This is a genomic window from Gracilinema caldarium, from assembly GCF_029265695.1.
In the GTDB taxonomy this organism is placed as follows: Bacteria; Spirochaetota; Spirochaetia; order Treponematales; family Breznakiellaceae; genus Gracilinema; species Gracilinema caldarium_A.
Window position 1 is genome coordinate 1 of record NZ_JAJUHW010000003.1, and the last position, 17215, is coordinate 17215.

Consider the following 17215-nt stretch of genomic DNA (forward strand, 5'->3'; position numbering starts at 1 on the left):
GGAGCCCGCACCAATCCGCTTCGCCGGCTGGGTCTCCATGCAGAAAAACTCCTCTTCCGCCATCCCCAGACCCAGTCTGTGCTGGATTTTTCTGTTCCGCCGCCGGCCCTCTTTTTATCTGCGAAGCTCTATACATAGTTCCCCTTAGGCTTTTTATTTGTTAAAATAAGATGCCAGTAAGCATTTAAAGGGATTTCCCTTTAAAATCCCATAATATTGTAGTAGAGTGAAGTATGGAGGTATGTTGATGAAAAAGCTAAATTGTTTTGTATTTCTTTTTGTGGTTTTTGCAAGCGGCTTGCTGTCTGCCCAATCAAACAATCAACCAGATCAGCGGGTAGCGGACATGCTTAAAACCATGAATATAGACTATGTTATTACCGATAACGGCAACTTTGAAATAGAGTACGAACTTGCTTCTGGCAGAACTCAGTATGTCTTTATCATGTCAGAGACCCAAAAGTACCGCGGTATGGAAGTGCGGGAAGTATGGTCTAACGCAGGGGTGCTCGATGAAGACCCCGAGGTAGATCTTCTTTATGAGCTTATGCAAGAATCGGGAAGCAATAAAATCGGTGCCTGGGCGCTGGAAGAAAACGACGAAGGGATCCTTTTATATTATTCAATAAAAGCACCGGTCTCCCATACGGTGGAAGACCTGCGCCAACTTATCGCCTTCGCCGCCGAGGTAGCCGACAGCCAAGAATCGTATCTTTTTGAGGACGATGTGAATTGAGTCCTTTTAATCCTTCCAGGGGAAGATAAAGCTGCGGAGGGAACGGGTGCCGGTCTTTTCCCGGTCCTCTGCCAACAGCTCTTCCCAGGGAATGTGCCGGCGGTCTGCTTCCGGGTGGGCTTCGAGCCAGTCGTATTTAAGGAGTCTGAGCCTCAATGCTTCGTCAAGAAAGAGGAGTATACCCGCTGGCCCCGGTGCGAGAAAGGCAAGAAAAAACGAGAGCACGAGCAGCACCGTGTTGTGCAGGAAAAGAAAAATACTAAACAGGGGATTATCAAAAAAGAGAATAAAGCTTTTTTTCAGTATCTTTCCAGCCTTGTGATCCAGCCGAGCCCGGATTGGCAGCAGATACTGGAAGGTCATCAACAGGATAACAAGGGTCCAGAACACCAGTGATGCGGCAAAGAGGCCGACCATGGTCCCCAGTTTGGCGTAAAAGGGGAGGGCAATGTAAGCTAAAAGCAGCCAGAAGGCCGCAACTGCGCTGAGAAGCAAGGCTGTGGGGATAGCCTTTTTTATATTGGCAAAAAAATCAGCGAATCCAAAGGAGCTATAATCGGAAATACTTTTTACCGAAAGGGCCGTTGCCGTAAGGTAGACCACACACCAGAAACTTCCGAGAATAATTACAAGCAAAGCTACAAACGGTACATCTGCAAGTACTGTTGGGAGCAATATAGGAATTGCAGCAGAAAGGACAAAGCCCAAATTCACCAGGGCAATCCTAAAAAGGTTATCCCAGAGGTCGAAAAAGGTTTTCTTAATAAGGAATCCGATCATGGCTATACTATACGAAACAAGACTTAATTGGTCCAGCACTCATTGACCAAGAAGGCGACGCTGAGTACAATTTGATTAAGAAAGATTTTCAGGGTCGGGTGAGTTCATCAGTTTGATGGATAATTCCCTACCGGCGGTATAGCCCGCGACTTGACTGTTTCTGCGAAACAGCCAACTGAACCGGTGAAACTCCGGTGCCGACGGTACAGTCCGGATGAAAGAAAATCGAGGGAAAGAAGGTGCCGGCCGGACCTTCACTGTTGCCCATCGTTTTTTCGAGCAAATGATGCCCTGGATATCCTCCGGGGCTTTTTTTATGCCCTGGAATGTATATCCCATTTCGGAGGTTCCTCATGTTAGATACTAGAAAAGCACACGAAAAAGCACACTACAGTCTGCCTGAGGTGTTGTCGCAGACGCTCAACTCGCCGCAGTTGCCGCTAACGTCCAACTCGCTGCGGGCATCCCAGTCAAGACGAGTTTTTACTTGTTTGCTTGCTAGTTTCTTGCTGCTTTTTAGTTCCGTTATGACCTTTGCAGGCGGTGCTGCGGATAGTACCGGTAGAGGTAGTACAACAGGGACTGCATCCCAGTCAGGGCAGAAGACTAAATCCTTGGTAATCTTTGTGCCCGGTGTGGTTTCTGGAAGTCCCATATACGAAATGCTTGTCTCTGGTGTCAAAAAAGCGGTAGACGAAAAAGGCGGAGCAAATCTTAAAGTGGTAGAAGGTGGCTTTAACCAGGCTGAATGGGAATCCAAAATGACGAGCCTGGCCGCGAGCGGTGCCTATGATCTCATCATTTCGTCTAATCCGGCCATGCCTGCTATCTGCAAAGCTGTGGCCGATAAATTCCCCAAACAGCAGTTTTTGCTCTTTGACGGTCAGCTTGCGGGAAATACCCAAATCTATACGCTCCGGTATAACCAGCGGGAGCAGGCTTTCCTTGCAGGATATCTGGCAGCCCTGGTAGCAAAACAGAGTGGATCGGCCAAAAAGCTTGGTCTTGTGGCTGGGCAGGAATATCCTGCAATGAATGAAATTATTCTTCCTGGATTCCTCCAGGGAGCCCGTATGGTGGACTCTGGGTTCTCTGTAGACTTCCGTGTGGTTGGCAACTGGTACGATGCGGCGAAGGGGAGTGACCTGGCGGCCAGCATGATTCGAGAAGGCGCCACGGTTATACTTCCCATCGCAGGAGGAGCAAACCAAGGTGTTGTGCAGGCTGCTGCAGATGGGAATGCAAAGGTCGTCTGGTTTGATGTAAACGGCTACAGTATTAAACCCGGCGTGGTTGTGGGCAGTGCTATACTCAAGCAGGATAGGGCCGCGTATGAAAAGACCAAACTGTATTTGGAAGGTACCCTTCCTTTTGGTAAAGCCGAACTGGTTGGTGTTGCCGATGGCTATGTGGATTTTATTGATGATGATCCGGCTTATATCGCTGCCGTCAGTGAGGCTGTCCGAAAACAACAGGCCGAAATGGTTGCCCAGTTCCGGTCCGGCAAATTTTCGCTCCTAGAAAACGGAAAGGAAATCAGGAAGTAAGGCATGGAAATTCGCCTGCGGAATGTGTCCAAATATTTTCCCGCCAACGGGGTTCAAGCCCTGAATGGTGCCGATTTTGACCTAACGGATGGGGAAATCCATGCCCTGATTGGAGAAAACGGTGCAGGAAAATCGACCTTAATGCACATTCTCGCAGGTCACCTGGAGATGACCACCGGGGAGCTCCATATTGATGAAATCCCCTGCCGGTTCAGCCGGCCGGCGGAGGCTCTGCAGTTTGGGATTGGGATTGTTCGCCAGCATCCGGTCCTTGCACCGGGCCTGAAACTCTGGGAAGATGCGTTGCTGGGGCTCCCTGATCCGCCCCTTTTCCCCCTGGACAGGCGGAAGGGCCTTGGCCGCTTTCAGGAACTCTCTGACCGCTGGGGCTTTGACCTGGATGGAAATGCTAAGACCGAAAATCTTACCATAAGCCAGCGGCAAAAGGCTTCTATTTTAACACTTTTACTGCATCAAGCCCGGTGTATTATTTTGGACGAGCCGACCGCTGTCCTCACCCCCATAGAAACTGAGCGGCTCTTCACCTTGCTGCGAAAACTGAAAAGTGACGGCAAGGCTATTGTGCTTATTTCCCACAAACTGGATGAAATCCTTTCGGTAGCTGACCGAATTACGGTGCTCCGTTTGGGGCGTACGGTGGCAAGCATGCCCAGATCTCGCACCAGTGAGGCAGAACTCACTTCTTATATGTTTGGCCAGGACAAGGGGGATTCCCTGGATCTCCATAATACGAGCTTGGCAGCTGGCCGGCATACAGCTCGCATAAACTCTAACCAGGAACCACTGCTGCACGTGACGAATCTTTCGTCGGCTCAAAAAGATTCGGCAAGTCTCCGGGATCTCAGTTTTTCCGTATTTCCTGGAGAAGTCTATGGTATTGCGGGAGTCCGGGACAGCGGGCTTGAAACCCTGGAACTTGCGCTTACCGGATTTATCGCTCCCCAAGATGGCCACATCACGCTCAATGGAATTCCCGTACAGGGACGGGGGGCCCTTGCCTTCCGGCAAGCTGGCGCTGCCTATGTGAGCGCTGACCGTCTCGGTAAGGCTCTTGCTTTACGATTACCCATAATCGATTCCCTCATTGTTCATTCCCATAGGCGGTTTGTTAAAAAATGGCCTTTTATACCTGAGCTTTTGGATAAGCGGGCTATCAGAAATTGGGCTGCCGAGCTTTTCAGAATCAGCGGGATTCAAGGCCGTTTTGAAAGCCCCGCGGAAACCTTTTCTGGCGGCCAACTTCAGCGGCTCATTTTAGCCAGAGAATTTGCCGAGGAGCCATCGCTCATGGTTTTGGCCGAACCAGGCTGGGGGCTAGATGCATCAGGAAAGGCTCTGCTCTATGACCGGCTCTCTGATTATTTAAGACGGGGGGGAACGGTAGTTCTTTTTTCTACCGATGTGGATGAACTCCTGATGCTCTCCTCTAGAATTATGGTACTTCACGATGGCTATAATGTGTTGGAACTGCAGCTGCCTGAGGACTATGACCAACGGCTTTCACTGAAAAAACAAATATCCGCTGCTATGGTGGGGACTGGAGGTGTAGCTGCATGAAACGTGGCATGAAACAACATGGTACCAACCGGACAAGAGCCCTTTTGAGTGCAATGATTCCGCTGGGGGGCAGCCTTTTAATTGTAGGCATTATTATAATGGCTACCACTGAAGATCCGGGAAAAACACTTATCGATTTCTTTGCTGGTCCCTGGTCGTCTCCCTGGTTTATCGGTAATACCTTGGATCTGACAGCCCTACTTGCGGTGAGCGCTCTTGGAATTGCCCTTTCTTTTAAAGGGGGAACTTTTAATTTAGGAGGGGAGGGGCAAATGTATATCGGAGGCCTTGGTGCTTCGGTGGTGCTGCTTTCAGCCTCGTCTGTTCCTGGTCCCCTTATGCTGCTTATCGCAGCACTGGTAAGTATTTTTCTGGGTGCCCTTATGGGGGGAATATCTGGTCTCCTCAAACGTTTGGTTAAAGCAGATGAACTGATTACCAGTTTTTTATTGTCTGCAGCTCTGACTCCGGTAGCAGATTTTATCATCGCTGGTCCCTTGCGAGACAAGGCTGGAAATTTACTTGCTAGCCCGCGATTTGTTCAGGATCGGATTTTACTCAGACTTTTACCCCCATCGAATCTTTCTGTTTCTCTGCTTTTTGCAATTCTGTTGATATTTGCTTCCTATGTGTTGCTGTACAGAACTCCCGCTGGGTACCGTTTCCGGATTGCCGGTGCACATCCTGAGTTTGCCCATTTTGGAGGTTTTCCTGCTCCTCCATACTGGACGTATAGTATGGCTATTTCTGGTGCCTTACATGGGCTTACAGGCTTTTTTGCGGTAGCCGGAACCTATGGCCTTTGTCATCAGGGATTCCCCGGTGGTTTAGGTTGGAGTGGTATTGCGGTAGCTCTGATCGGCCGAAATGAGCCGCTGGGACTATTTCCCGCAGCTCTCATATTTGCTTGGCTTAAAGCTGGTTCTGACCGGATGCTCCTTGCTTCGTCCCTGCAGGTTGAGACTTCCGCTTTTGTGCAGGCTGTGATCATGTTGTTAGTGACTATAAGGATGCGAAAATGATACAGGACCTCTTGGTTTCTTCGGTTCCCCTTGTGCTTGCTTCCCTTGGCGGGCTTATAAGCGATTTTTCTGGATATCTTGCGGTGTTTCTAGAAGGAACGCTTAGTCTTGGGGCGTTTTTGGTATGGCTTATTGGGGTGCAAACCGGATCCCTTGCGACAGGATTTATCATAACCATCATTATCACCGGTTTAATTGGCTGGCTGCTTTCCCGCTTTATTGCCCTGACTGGAGCCAACCCTTTTATAGCAGCCCTTGCAGTCAATGTGGGCTCCCAGGGTCTCACAGAAACGCTCTCGGTGCTCTTTTTTAATACCAAGGGGGTGCTTCGTGATCCTCGTTTTCCTTCGGCTGATGGAATGTTGTTTTTCTGGATTGCTCTGATTTTAATAGGGACTGCCTCTTTTATTGTCTACCGCACACCCTTTGGTTTAAGGCTGAGGGCTTCTGGCAGAAGTCCCCAGGTTTTATTATATCGGGGGATAGATCCCCTTCGATACCGGGATATTGCTTGGACCTTGGCAGCCATGCTTGCGGCCTTTGCGGGCGGTGTTTTAACGATAAAAATTGGAGCTTATGCACCTGGGGGAACTACTGGCCAGGGGTGGATTGCCCTTGTCATTGTGTATTTGGGGTTCAGGCGAGTGTGGGGGGTAGCACTGGCAGCAATCGTATTTACATTTATTCAATTCCTCGGAATTGAAGCCCAAGCTGCGCTTGCTATTCCATCAACCCTTTTACTGGGGCTTCCTTCTCTGCTCGCCCTCAGCTTATATATTCTCTCTCAAGTATTGAGAAAAGAGTAAACAGAGTCGATAATTCATTAAAGCCGATGAAAACATCCTTGGATCTCCTGACCAGTCTGAGTCCTGCTCTTGTTTTTGCAACCGGTGGTTTTTTTCTCGCTCTACTCCTTTTTATCTTCCGTGCTGTTTTTGGAAGACGAATCCGAGGGCTTCGGCATATTGCCTTTGCGGATCTTATTATATCTCTCGCATTAGTTGGGCTTGTGAGTCTCGATTCGTCCTCTGAAACTGTGGGCTCTTTTATTTTATATCCTTTTTTGCTTTATGGTATTGCGCTCATTGGCTCCGGCTACGGTATTTTTTTTAACGAGTCCTTTAAATATAAGCTGTTGCTGTATATTCCAGTAATCCTTCTCCCTTTTTTAGAGTTTCTTTTTCTGTTACTTCGAACCCCTGTTTGGGTTAACCATGTGCTGTTATCTGGTTTTGTCAGTGTAGAGTTTTTGATAAGCGGGCTCATCATCATCCGCGAAGGACTATTGGTAAGAAATCATGTTGTAAAACCCCTTGCCTTAAATCAGACGGCTCTTGCTTCTGTTGTGGGATCTGTTTGTATAGCGGTAAGTTTTGTGTATGTGCTTCGTGCTGCGGGTTTTCTGTTCTCCGATTCTTATACAAGCATCCTTTTTATAATGACCGTAGCAGGTATATTGTTCAGCTTTGGTATTCTTATTCTGGGGGGAATTAAGCTTCAGGAAGAGCTTGCCCGCCGGGAGCTCAAACTTACTCAAGAACAGTATGATGTGCTTGTCCGAACAATTATCGATACGGTGCCGCAGGCGGTCATTTTAAAAAACAGACAGTCGGTTTTTGTGTTTGTTAATTCCTATTTTGCCATGCTTCATAATAAAAAGCCTGAGGATCTTGTGGGCCTTACCGATGCGGACCTGTACCCTCCGGAACTGGCTCAAAAGTACCGAGCGGATGACAGAATTGTGATGGAAAGCCGCTTGAGCCGAAGTTATATCGAAGAACATGTGCAGGGCGGTGATCGAACCTGGGTAGAAACGATAAAAACCCCTGTTCTGGATGCTTCGGGAGAAGTGACCGGTGTGCTTGTTATGTTCATCGATATAACATCCCGTATCCGGACCCAGGAGGCTCTGAAAGAAAGTGAATTAAAATATCGGGAGCTGAACGAACAGCTCGAAAAACGGGTAGAGGAGCGTTCCAGGGGCTTGCGGGAAGCAAAACGGGATCTGGACCTCTTTTTTGAAGTAACCCTGGACTATTTGTGTATCATCAATATGAACGGCTATTTTCAAAAGGTAAGCAAATCTTGGGTTAACGATACGGGCTGGCCGGAGCACGAGCTTGTGGGCGTATCCTTGTTTCAGTTTATGTATGCAGAAGATAGGGAGAGGGTGATAGAGGCTGCAAGAATGCTTGTCTCTGGAGTTCCTCTTAAGGATTTCCATATCCGGTTTAAGCGGGCCGACGGCAGCTGGATGATGCTTTCATTGTCCGCCGTAGGAGTTCCAGAGCGGAACCTGGTGATCGCCGCAGGGCATGATATAACCCAGCAGCTTGAAATAGAAGAACGGCTCCGGCAGGCCAGGATTGATGCTGAACAGGCGAGCAAGGCAAAAAGCCAGTTTATTGCCACCATGAGCCATGAGCTGCGCACACCGCTTAACGCAGTGCTTGGATACAGTTCTCTGCTAGAACCTTATATTCAGGATGAAAAGGGGCTTCGTTACCTGAAATCTATTGGCACCGCTGGCCGCTCCCTTTTGGCTATCATTAACGATATTCTTGATCTTACCAAGGCTGAGTCAGGACGGATTGAACTGGTGCCAATGCCCTTTGAAATACGGCTCCTGGCGGATGAATTGCTGGACATTTTTAGGTTTAATGCGGAAGAAAAGGGGCTCCTTGTTCAGATCCAGGTAACCGAAGCGGTTCCGAAAACTATTATGCTTGATCAAAACCGGCTAAGACAAATTCTCGTTAATCTGGTGGGGAATGCCATTAAATTTACCGATTCCGGTTCGGTGAGCCTTTTTATCGATGCAAAGCCGGAAGCAAGCTCTTCCCGGGTGCACCTTATTATGGAAGTGACCGATACGGGTATAGGTATTTCGGAAGAATTCCGGGCCCACCTTTTTGATCCCTTTACCCAGCAGGATTTTAATATTGCCCGTAAATACGGCGGTACCGGTTTAGGCTTAGCGATTTCTAAACGGCTTTTAGATCTTATGGGCGGAACGATTCACTGCGAGGCTCCAGAGCAGGGCGGAACTCGTTTCTGGATAGATATCCCCCAGGTTCCCGCCTCGGGCTCTGACGTACACTATTTTGTGAATTTCGGTCAGGGATTTGAGGAAAAAATTGAAACCGATCAAGACATGGTTCCTGTGGTGCAGCATCTGGATGCGTCCCTTACCTTGCTTATTGTTGGAACATCGGAAAATCGGAGGAGCTGGCTTAAGGAACTCTTGCAGGGGAAACATGTTAATGTGTATGAGGCTTCTCTGGATTCAGCCCAAACATACCCAATACAACAGGTAAACGGCATTATTTTTGACTTTCCTTCTGGCAAAAATCAGATTGAAGACGGTCGTGAGCTCATTAAAAAGTGGGTTCAAATGTATAAAACACCACTTTTGGTTATCAGCCATGCTAAAAAATCCGCCGTTGACCATGAAAATCTTTTGGGTGTTTTGAGTATTGGCGGTCTCGATTATGTTCAGGAACCAATAGATCCGGAAGAACTCTGGCTCAGGCTCATGAACCAAATTGAACTAAAGGGAAGCCGAACACGAATAGCCGCAGTGAACCGCGTATTGACCGAGACAACGAGCAGACTGCAGCAGTTATCGGTACAGGTGGATAAACTGGTCTCTATCGATGAGCTTACGGGGCTAGCCAACCGAAAAACCCTCTGGCGCTGGCTGGTGCAGGAAATTGGCCATGCAAAAGAAAAGAAGACAAGTCTAGCCGTTATGATGGGCGACATTGATCATCTCAAGCAGATCAACGATATGTACGGCCAGGGGCTGGGGGATCAGGCTGTGGTAGAATGCGCCCATCGTTTTGTTCGAGCGCTAGAGCCTCATGTCCTTATTGGTAGATGGTCAGGCGAAGAATTTCTTGCTATTCTAGGAGCATCAGATAAGGTGACTCCCGATGAGCACCTTGCGTGGGCAACAAGGCAGGCAGAAGAAGTGCGCGCCCAGGTAGTAGGGGAACCTCTTATTATTGGCAGGGAGCGAATCAACCTGTCCATATCAATCGGGCTTTGTCTTGTTGTTTGCGATGGCCCGAAAGATGACGAAAAACTGGCTTCTTCCCTGCTTAGGATGGTAGATGATGCTCTGTTCAGGGCAAAAACACGGGGCCGCAACCATGTAGAAGCCCTCAAGTTTATTCATCAGAGCGAGATGCAAGATCCTCCCACCGAAGGGTCTTCTCCTCGATAAGGGCGAGCACTGCGGTATATCGTTTCTGCGCTTCTACGGCAGCTTTTCCGTCTTTGATGAGTCCGCCATCGGGGGCAGCAAAAGACGCTTCCAACGCCGCTTTTTCATTTTCGAGAGCTTCTATTTCTGTTAAAAGCCGGTTGAGCTCCTGTTTTTCCTTAAACGTCAATTTAGTCGTTAGTTTATCTTTTTGATTTGCCCCGCTGCGCCGGTTTTCTTTCTCGATTTTATTACTCGGTGCAAGGTTTGTTGTTTTCTGCAGATTTTTCTGCCCTTCCTTCTCTTGGTTGGCCTGTTGGTCTCTCCACGTGCCGTAGGTGCCCACAAAGGATGTGATATTCCCCTGACCGTCAAATATCCAGAGCTTGTCTGTTGTGCCTTCCAGAAAGGCTCGGTCGTGGGAAACAATAATGATGCTGCCTCTAAACCGGCTCAGGAAGTCTTCGAGTAAGGCGATGGTATCTATATCAATATCGTTAGTGGGTTCATCAAACAGAAGCACATTAGGACTGGCGATGAGTAGTCGTACAAGCTGCAGTCGTCGTCGTTCGCCCCCTGAAAGTTTTTCTATCCGTTGAGACTGCATGGGCCGGGGATAACCAAAACGTTCAAGGAACTGTTCTGCCGTCAGTTCTGTCCCGTCATCAAAGGAAATCCGTTCTGCCGCTTTCTGCACATAATCCAAAATACTAGTCTGGCCGTTCATGGCCGCACCGGTTTGATCAAAATATCCGATAGCTACCGTTTCTCCCCGGATAATAGCGCCGCTGTCAGGATCGGCGGTGCCCGCAATAAGGTTAAGAAGGGTACTCTTGCCGCTGCCATTCGGCCCTATGATCCCGATACGCTCTCCTGCAGATATGGTATAGGAAAAGTTTTTTATAATTGGGCGACCCTCAAAGGATTTGTTCACCTGTTGTATTTCCAAAACTTTGCCCCCAAGCCGGCGTTGGGCTGTACGGAACGTTTCCGTTTGAGGGGAAGAAGCTTCCGGCCGGCCTTGGACAAGGTCCCGGATCCGTTCTTTGCGCTTTTTGTCCTTTCCGCCCCGAGCTTTGGGACCCCGTTTGAGCCATTCCAGTTCGACCCGTAAAATAGATTCCCGCCGACGTTCTCGGGCTGCATCCATAAGGTCCCGTTCTTCCAGCCGTTCCAGGTATTCGCTGTAGTCCCCCGGATATTTGGATACCCCCTGGCGGTCTATATCGATAATGACATTGCATACCGCGTCCAGGAACCAGCTGTCATGGGTAACCAGTACAAAGGCCTTGCCGGTTTGGATGAGTTTTTGTTCGAGCCATTCGATAGTATCTATGTCCAGGTGGTTGGTCGGTTCATCAAGCAAAAGAAGATCCGCATCGCTTGCAAGGCAGCGTACCAGGGCTACTTTTTTTACCATGCCGCCCGAAAGGGTCTCCATAGGGAGGCTGAGGTCCCTGATATCTAATTCAGAAAGGAGGGATGTAAAACGGTGTTCTACTGTGTAGCCGCCCCGTTCTTCCATTTCATGGTTCAAGGCGGTGATGAGTTCCGGTGTACTATGCGGATCCTGCAAGGCCCGTTCATAACGGTCAACAAGCTGAACCAAGGGATCGGCCGAACGGAATAGAAAGTCCCTGATACGATCCCCGTCATTCCATTTCGGGACCTGATCCAGTACGCTGACAAAGAGGTTCTTTTTTCTAATAATAGTTCCCCGGTCAGGTTCCAGATTCCCTGAAATTATTTTAAGAAGGGTAGACTTGCCTGCCCCATTGGGGCCTACAAAGCCGATATGTTCTTCCGGTTCTATGCTGAATGATACATTGGTAAATAGGGGTGTTTCCCCGACGGTTTTGCTAATCGAATCCAGTGAAATGAGCGCCATGCTTTAGTTATATCAGAAATTAATTATCTCGACAGGGGGGGATAATGTGCAGGGCTTGTGGTTGACCTGGGCTTAAGGGTGTCCTGACTGTCGCTTTTATATGGCCTGTGGGCGGTCAAGGACTTGTTTTTTGGCACCGCTTCCCTGGCTTCTGGAAAAAAGAACGTTTCCGATGTATAGTAACACCATGACTATTGACGATCCTGCGGTGGCAGTAAATCTTAAAGAACTTTCCCGAACTCTAGCGGCAGCATCGGATCCACAGCTTATAGAAGATTTTTTGAGAAGCCTTCTTACTCCATCTGAAACAGCGGACATTGCCGCCCGCTGGGCGCTGGTTAAGGCCTTAGACAACAAGGTCCCCCAGCGGGAAATTGCACGGGAGCTGGGGCTTTCGCTCTGTAAAATTACCCGGGGCTCCCGGGAGCTTAAAAAGCCTGATTCACCCTTCAGGAAAATGCTGCATATAACAGACCAGTTAGACCGGCAGGCTTGAAAAGTCCACGGCCTCTGTTGTAATCAGAGCGTGCCGACCTGAAATGATTTGCGGAAAAGTATCCGTCTGCCCCGTTCAAGCCAGACCACTACAATAGCAAGAACAAAGCGGGGCACCACTGCCCAGAAGAGGGGAACCCCTATGGCCATAAAGAGGAGCGTATCCTCCAGCAAGGAGTGGCTTACGCCCACATGGTGGTTAAAAAGGTCTCCCTCGGAAAGACTCAGTTTCCCAGACTCGACCCGTTCAATCATAATGGCCGACCCATAGGCCAGGCCAATGATGTTTGCCACGATCCACAGGAACCCAGTCGATGGCGGAAGCCCCAGAAGCCGCATAAAAGGCCCGGTGATGTTTCCCAAAAGCTCAAGGATGCCAAATTCTTCCATCACTTTTTGAGCTGCCATAAGAAGGCTTACGATGATGGCAATTTTTAATATCAACTGTCCCATCTGTATGGCCCATTGCTTAAGAATCTCTGGAATTTCCTGCAAACTCAGCGCCGCAGGCGGAGCTAGTTCTGCAGAAAGCCCCTGCATTTTGCTTGCCCCAAAGGCCGCAGGAAGGATATAATTCAAGATAAAAGCCGCTGCCAGGGCCGTGAAGATTCTGAGAAATACCATTTTGGTTGCCGATGACCCGGTTTTTCGCATCACCGTGCATTCCACAATCAGGTTGTGGGCGATGAGACACATGACTGCTAAAATGGTTATCTCCCGCAGGGAAAGCTGCAAGGTTCCAATAACGGCGATGGCAGAATAAATGTTGAGCAGAATGGCGCTTAAAAAAACTAAGGAGCTTTCGCCGGGCAGGCCCACAAAGTGCATGATGGGATCAAGCAGCCGGGATGCGGTAAAAAGTAAACCGGTTTTCTCGAGGGCCAAAACAAAGAGTGAAACGGGAACCATAATGGAGAGTAAAAACCGGATCGTGTGCAGAGAGGGTTTCCATGCCCGGCCTAGGGCTGAAAAAAAACGATGGACAACAGATTTTTGATCCATGGCTTGTATTAAGCGCCGAATATCGGCGAATTGTCAAGGTTGTTTTGACCTAAGAGGAGCAAAGGATAGTAAAATGGGAACTTTAAGCCGCATAACAGAGGGAAGACTCGGGTATGGCTTTGTAGAAAAGGACTATATCCCTGAAGGGTGCGATGAATACTGGCAAAGAAATCAGCAGGTCGGAGATTATGCAAAAAAGTGGCGGAAATTGCGGGCCGATGAAATAGCTATTCTTGTAAAAAACAATAACATCTGTGCAAACTGGGACGATTTCTTGGTAAGCGATCCCTTTAATCCCCATCTTATTCGCAACTCTCAATTTTACGGCCTTGTCCGCCTTGGTGCGGTCAGGGAAAACTTGCTCCAGTACCATGACTACAAAATTCCCGCCGGCATACGGGACAGTACCATCATCTCCTGCGACATCGGTGACGACTGCGCCATACAAAATTGCCCCTACATTTCCCATTATATCATCGGCAACCAGGTGATTCTGAGCCGGGTCGATGAAATTCAGGTGTCTAACCATGCAAAGTTCGGTAACGGCATACTGACCCCCGGAGAAAGTGAGGATATACGGATCTGGATTGATGTGATGAACGAGGCTGGCGGCCGCTCTATCCTTCCCTTTAAGGATATGATCAGCGCCGATGCCTACCTCTGGGCTGCCTATCGGGACGATGTTGAACTTGTTGCAAGGCTCAAGGAAATTACCCAGAATCAATATGGAGCAGGCAGGGGGCGTTACGGCACCATAGGTTCCTGGACCGTGATAAAGGGCTGCGGCATTATTAAGGATGTGGCTATCGGTGACTGTGCTTATATCAAAGGAGCCAACAAGCTTAAAAATCTGACCATACTCTCCAGCGAAGATGAACCCACCCAGATTGGAGAGGGTGTTGAACTGGTGAATGGTATTATCGGTTATGGCTGTCATGTGTTTTATGGCTGCAAGGCGGTCCGCTTTGTCATGGGACGGAACAGCAACCTCAAATACGGTGCCCGGCTTATTCATTCTGTCTTGGGGGATAACTCCACCGTCTCATGCTGCGAAATGCTTAACAACCTTGTCTTCCCGGCACATGAACAGCACCATAATAATTCGTTTCTGATAGCTAGCTTGATTCAAGGACAGTCTAATATAGCGGCAGGGGCAACCATTGGGTCTAACCATAACAGCCGGGCAAACGACGGCGAAATTCGGGCAGGCAGAGGTTTTTGGCCCGGCCTCTCGGTGACGCTGAAACATCCGAGCCGCTTTGCATCCTATGTGTTGATCGCCAAGGGCGACTACCCCTATGAGCTTGATATTCCGCTTCCGTTCTCGTTGGTAAACCATGATGTTGCCCGGGACCGGCTGGAAATTATGCCAGCCTATTTCTGGATGTACAACATGTATGCTCTGGAGCGGAACGCGTGGAAAGCAGTGAGCAGGGATAAACGGGTGATAAAGATCCAAAAAATAGAAACCGATTATCTTGCCCCTGATACGGCGGAAGAAATAATCCATGCCATGGAGCTTTTGGAACTCTGGACCGGCAAGGCTGCTGTGCTGAGGGGCGGTGAAAATCCAGAGACTTATACTGAAGAGGCTCTAAGCCAGTTCGGACTGAGTCTTCTTGCTTCCGCTGAAAACCGGATGAGCGGCCTTGATGTCTTTGCTGAGGGCCTTGAACGGCACAAACGGCCCGCCCTGGTGCTTAAACCCCGCAAGGCCTGGCGGGCCTATAACCGGATGCTCCGCTATTATGCCCTTAAATCACTGCTTGCCTATGCGGAACTCCATGCCGATGTCTGTCCGCGCGATCTATTTGCTGGATTGGACCAGGAGTACCGGAATAATGGAGCAAAACGGGAAAGGCTGTGGGTAAACCTGGGCGGCCAAATCGCTCCGGCTTCTCGGGTAGATGCCTTGCGGCAGGATATTAGAGAAAAAAAACTCACGAGCTGGGACGCTATTCATGATCGGTATGAAGCGATGGCCCAGTGGTATATCAAGGACGCTGCGCTCCATGCATGGGTGGTACTCTTAGAGCTTCCGCCTCTGGATGGCGAAGATCCCTTGAGCGCCGCAAGGCTCCTGGATGGGTCTGGTATGACTGCTCTCATTGACCAAGGCCGTGAAACCCGGCGTTGGATAGAGTCAGAGGTGTATAAAAGCCGTGCCAAGGACTGGCGGGACCAGTTCCGCAAAATCACCTTCCGCAATGATGATGAGATGATCGCGGTTCTCGGCCGGGTGGAAGACAACCCCTTTATCAAAATGGCTCAAAAAGCGACCGAGAACTTTATCAAGCGGCTCGATACCTTAGAACAGAGGCTGACCAACGCTGCTTCTAAGCCTCGTTCAGAATAGCCTCTGCCACGCGGATGCCGTCCATCGCCGCGGACATAATACCCCCCGCGTAGCCAGCCCCTTCTCCTGCCGGGTATAGCCCCCTTATCGGGGACTGGCAGGCCCCGTCCCGCAGTATCCGAATGGGGCTTGAGGTCCTTGTTTCTACCCCGGTAAGGAGGGCATCTTTCCTGTCAAAACCTGCAATAGATTTACCGAAGCGGTTTATGCCTTCCGCGATTCCGTTGGAAACAAAGGCCGGGAGACAGCGGTGCAGATTTGCCAGGCTCCAGCCCCTAGTGGCGCTTGGTTTAATTGCTCCAAGGGCGGTGCTGGGTCTATCTTCAAGAAAATCACTCCACAACTGTACCGGTAAAGCATAGGTTCGGCCAGCAATATCATAGGCGGCCTGTTCCCATTTTCTCTGAAACTCAACACCACCAAGGAGACCCGGAAACCCAAAGTCGTGGGGACTTACGGCTACTACAATGGCCGCGTTTGCGTTTGTTCCATCCCGGGCAAAGTCGCTCATTCCGTTGCAAACCACGCCGCCAGGTTCCGAACTTGCGTTTACCACGGTTCCTCCGGGACACATACAAAAGCTGTATACACCCCGGTCATCACTGGTGCGGGCCGCAAGTTTGTAGTCCGCCACCGGCAGGGCTGGATGCTTCCAAAAGCGGCCAAATTGGGAGCGGGATATCATTTCCTGAGGATGTTCAATCCTGATCCCTATTGCAAAGGATTTTTGTTCCATGGGAACACCACGTTTTTCAAGCATGGCAAAGGTATCTCGGGAACTGTGCCCGATTGCCAGAACCAGGGTGTCAATATCAATCCATTCAGTCCTATTGATGAGAATACCAGTGACTTTGCCGCCTTCTATGCGGATATCATCCAGCCGGCTTCTAAACCGGAAGGTTCCGCCAAGACGGATTATTTTTTTTCTGAGCCCCGCTACGACGGAGACGAGCTGATCGGTACCTACATGGGGTTTTGCCAGGATTCCGATTTCGCTTGGAGCTCCTGCGGCAATAAGTTCCCGAATAACTTTCCGGTTGCGGCCCTGTTCATCTTTTACCTGGGTGGTCAGCTTTCCGTCTGAATAGGTCCCAGCCCCGCCTTCGCCGAACTGTATATTCGATTCTGGATCTAGATCAGCGCCGGACATAAAGGAGCGCACCCGTGCGTCCCGGGTTTCGACCGGGTCGCCCCGTTCAATGACGAGGGGGGCGAGCCCTGCCTCTGCCAGTATAAGGGCTGCAAAAAGTCCGGCGGGCCCGGTGCCAACCACGACCGGCGCCGTACTTCGGCTCCGGCGGGGCTGGGGCACACGGTAGACCGGTTCAGGCCCCACAGGCAGCGCAACCGAGGCGGGAATAGTCCCCTGCCTGCTATGATCTACATCAACAAGCACTCCGTATACGAGTTTTATATGCTCCTTGTCCCGTGCATCCACCGATTTTCGTTCTATGTGCATGTCCCGGAGGGCAGCCGGGGCAATTTTAAGCAATTTGATAATCCGTTTCCGCAGTTCTGTTTCATCTGCGTCGAGGGGGAGATTTACTTGTGGAATTCGGTAAAGACTCAAAGGCAACTCCTTGCAGGCTTTAGCTGGTTATCTG

Annotated in this window: 12 protein-coding genes and 1 riboswitch; of the genes, 8 read left to right on the top strand and 4 right to left on the bottom strand. The window is 49.7% G+C overall.

Translation table 11 applies throughout. The annotated features are described in order from the left end of the window. Positions 1-247: 247 nt before the first annotated feature. Complete coding sequence (locus Q7P68_RS01615; RefSeq protein WP_304221978.1) at positions 248-736, top strand: hypothetical protein; 489 nt, start codon at positions 248-250, stop codon at positions 734-736. Between the two features lie 6 nt (positions 737-742). On the opposite strand, the gene Q7P68_RS01620 is transcribed toward Q7P68_RS01615, so the two are convergent. Continuing rightward, positions 743-1516, bottom strand: a complete 774-nt coding sequence (locus Q7P68_RS01620) for a hypothetical protein (RefSeq protein WP_304221981.1) — start codon at positions 1514-1516, stop codon at positions 743-745. A gap of 80 nt (positions 1517-1596) precedes the next feature. Further along, a riboswitch (FMN riboswitch) is annotated at positions 1597-1746 on the top strand. 297 nt (positions 1747-2043) lie between these two features. On the opposite strand from Q7P68_RS01620, the gene Q7P68_RS01625 reads away from it, so the two are divergent. From Q7P68_RS01625 to Q7P68_RS01645, 5 genes are read left to right on the top strand one after another with little or no spacing between them, the layout of a single operon-like run. Then, the gene (locus tag Q7P68_RS01625) at positions 2044-3063 is read left to right on the top strand and encodes a BMP family ABC transporter substrate-binding protein (RefSeq protein WP_304221984.1); all 1020 of its coding nucleotides are present in this window, start codon (positions 2044-2046) and stop codon (positions 3061-3063) included. 3 nt (positions 3064-3066) lie between these two features. Then, positions 3067-4641 carry an ABC transporter ATP-binding protein gene (locus tag Q7P68_RS01630; protein WP_304221986.1) on the top strand — a complete coding sequence of 525 codons (1575 nt, stop codon included), beginning with the start codon at positions 3067-3069 and terminating at the stop codon, positions 4639-4641. Continuing rightward, complete coding sequence (locus Q7P68_RS01635; protein ID WP_304221989.1) at positions 4638-5663, top strand: ABC transporter permease; 1026 nt, start codon at positions 4638-4640, stop codon at positions 5661-5663. The genes Q7P68_RS01630 and Q7P68_RS01635 overlap by 4 nt, the downstream gene beginning before the upstream one ends. After that, positions 5660-6469, top strand: a complete 810-nt coding sequence (locus tag Q7P68_RS01640) for an ABC transporter permease subunit (RefSeq protein ID WP_304221993.1) — start codon at positions 5660-5662, stop codon at positions 6467-6469. The genes Q7P68_RS01635 and Q7P68_RS01640 overlap by 4 nt, the downstream gene beginning before the upstream one ends. A gap of 26 nt (positions 6470-6495) precedes the next feature. Then, positions 6496-9891: a diguanylate cyclase gene (locus tag Q7P68_RS01645; RefSeq protein WP_304221996.1), complete on the top strand. Its 3396-nt coding sequence runs from the start codon at positions 6496-6498 to the stop codon at positions 9889-9891. Here the strand turns inward: Q7P68_RS01645 and Q7P68_RS01650 are convergent. Continuing rightward, on the bottom strand, positions 9836-11758 hold the full coding sequence (locus tag Q7P68_RS01650) for an ABC-F family ATP-binding cassette domain-containing protein (RefSeq protein ID WP_304221999.1): 1923 nt from the start codon (positions 11756-11758) through the stop codon (positions 9836-9838). The two genes, Q7P68_RS01645 and Q7P68_RS01650, sit on opposite strands and share 56 nt — an antisense overlap. A 187-nt stretch (positions 11759-11945) precedes the next feature. Between Q7P68_RS01650 and Q7P68_RS01655 the strand changes: the two genes are divergently transcribed. Further along, positions 11946-12254, top strand: a complete 309-nt coding sequence (locus tag Q7P68_RS01655) for a Trp family transcriptional regulator (RefSeq protein WP_304222002.1) — start codon at positions 11946-11948, stop codon at positions 12252-12254. 23 nt (positions 12255-12277) lie between these two features. Here Q7P68_RS01655 and Q7P68_RS01660 read toward each other — a convergent pair whose 3' ends face one another. Next, the gene (locus tag Q7P68_RS01660; RefSeq protein ID WP_304222006.1) at positions 12278-13255 is read right to left on the bottom strand and encodes a transporter; all 978 of its coding nucleotides are present in this window, start codon (positions 13253-13255) and stop codon (positions 12278-12280) included. Between the two features lie 73 nt (positions 13256-13328). On the opposite strand from Q7P68_RS01660, the gene Q7P68_RS01665 reads away from it, so the two are divergent. After that, complete coding sequence (locus Q7P68_RS01665) at positions 13329-15611, top strand: DUF4954 family protein (RefSeq protein ID WP_304222008.1); 2283 nt, start codon at positions 13329-13331, stop codon at positions 15609-15611. Here the strand turns inward: Q7P68_RS01665 and Q7P68_RS01670 are convergent. Next, positions 15592-17181, bottom strand: a complete 1590-nt coding sequence (locus Q7P68_RS01670) for an NAD(P)/FAD-dependent oxidoreductase (RefSeq protein ID WP_304222010.1) — start codon at positions 17179-17181, stop codon at positions 15592-15594. The two genes, Q7P68_RS01665 and Q7P68_RS01670, sit on opposite strands and share 20 nt — an antisense overlap. Between the last annotated feature and the right edge of the window lie 34 nt (positions 17182-17215).

Bases quoted from the DNA above. Each gene is read 5' to 3' on its own strand.
- Q7P68_RS01620 (WP_304221981.1), bottom strand. From the start codon at position 1,516: ATGATCGGATTCCTTATTAAGAAAACCTTTTTCGACCTCTGGGATAAC.
- Q7P68_RS01615 (WP_304221978.1), top strand. From the start codon at position 248: ATGAAAAAGCTAAATTGTTTTGTATTTCTTTTTGTGGTTTTTGCAAGC.
- Q7P68_RS01645 (WP_304221996.1), top strand. From the start codon at position 6,496: ATGAAAACATCCTTGGATCTCCTGACCAGTCTGAGTCCTGCTCTTGTT.
- Q7P68_RS01660 (WP_304222006.1), bottom strand. From the start codon at position 13,255: ATGGATCAAAAATCTGTTGTCCATCGTTTTTTTTCAGCCCTAGGCCGG.
- Q7P68_RS01635 (WP_304221989.1), top strand. From the start codon at position 4,638: ATGAAACGTGGCATGAAACAACATGGTACCAACCGGACAAGAGCCCTT.
- Q7P68_RS01650 (WP_304221999.1), bottom strand. From the start codon at position 11,758: ATGGCGCTCATTTCACTGGATTCGATTAGCAAAACCGTCGGGGAAACA.
- Q7P68_RS01625 (WP_304221984.1), top strand. From the start codon at position 2,044: ATGACCTTTGCAGGCGGTGCTGCGGATAGTACCGGTAGAGGTAGTACA.
- Q7P68_RS01665 (WP_304222008.1), top strand. From the start codon at position 13,329: ATGGGAACTTTAAGCCGCATAACAGAGGGAAGACTCGGGTATGGCTTT.
- Q7P68_RS01630 (WP_304221986.1), top strand. From the start codon at position 3,067: ATGGAAATTCGCCTGCGGAATGTGTCCAAATATTTTCCCGCCAACGGG.
- Q7P68_RS01655 (WP_304222002.1), top strand. From the start codon at position 11,946: ATGACTATTGACGATCCTGCGGTGGCAGTAAATCTTAAAGAACTTTCC.
- Q7P68_RS01640 (WP_304221993.1), top strand. From the start codon at position 5,660: ATGATACAGGACCTCTTGGTTTCTTCGGTTCCCCTTGTGCTTGCTTCC.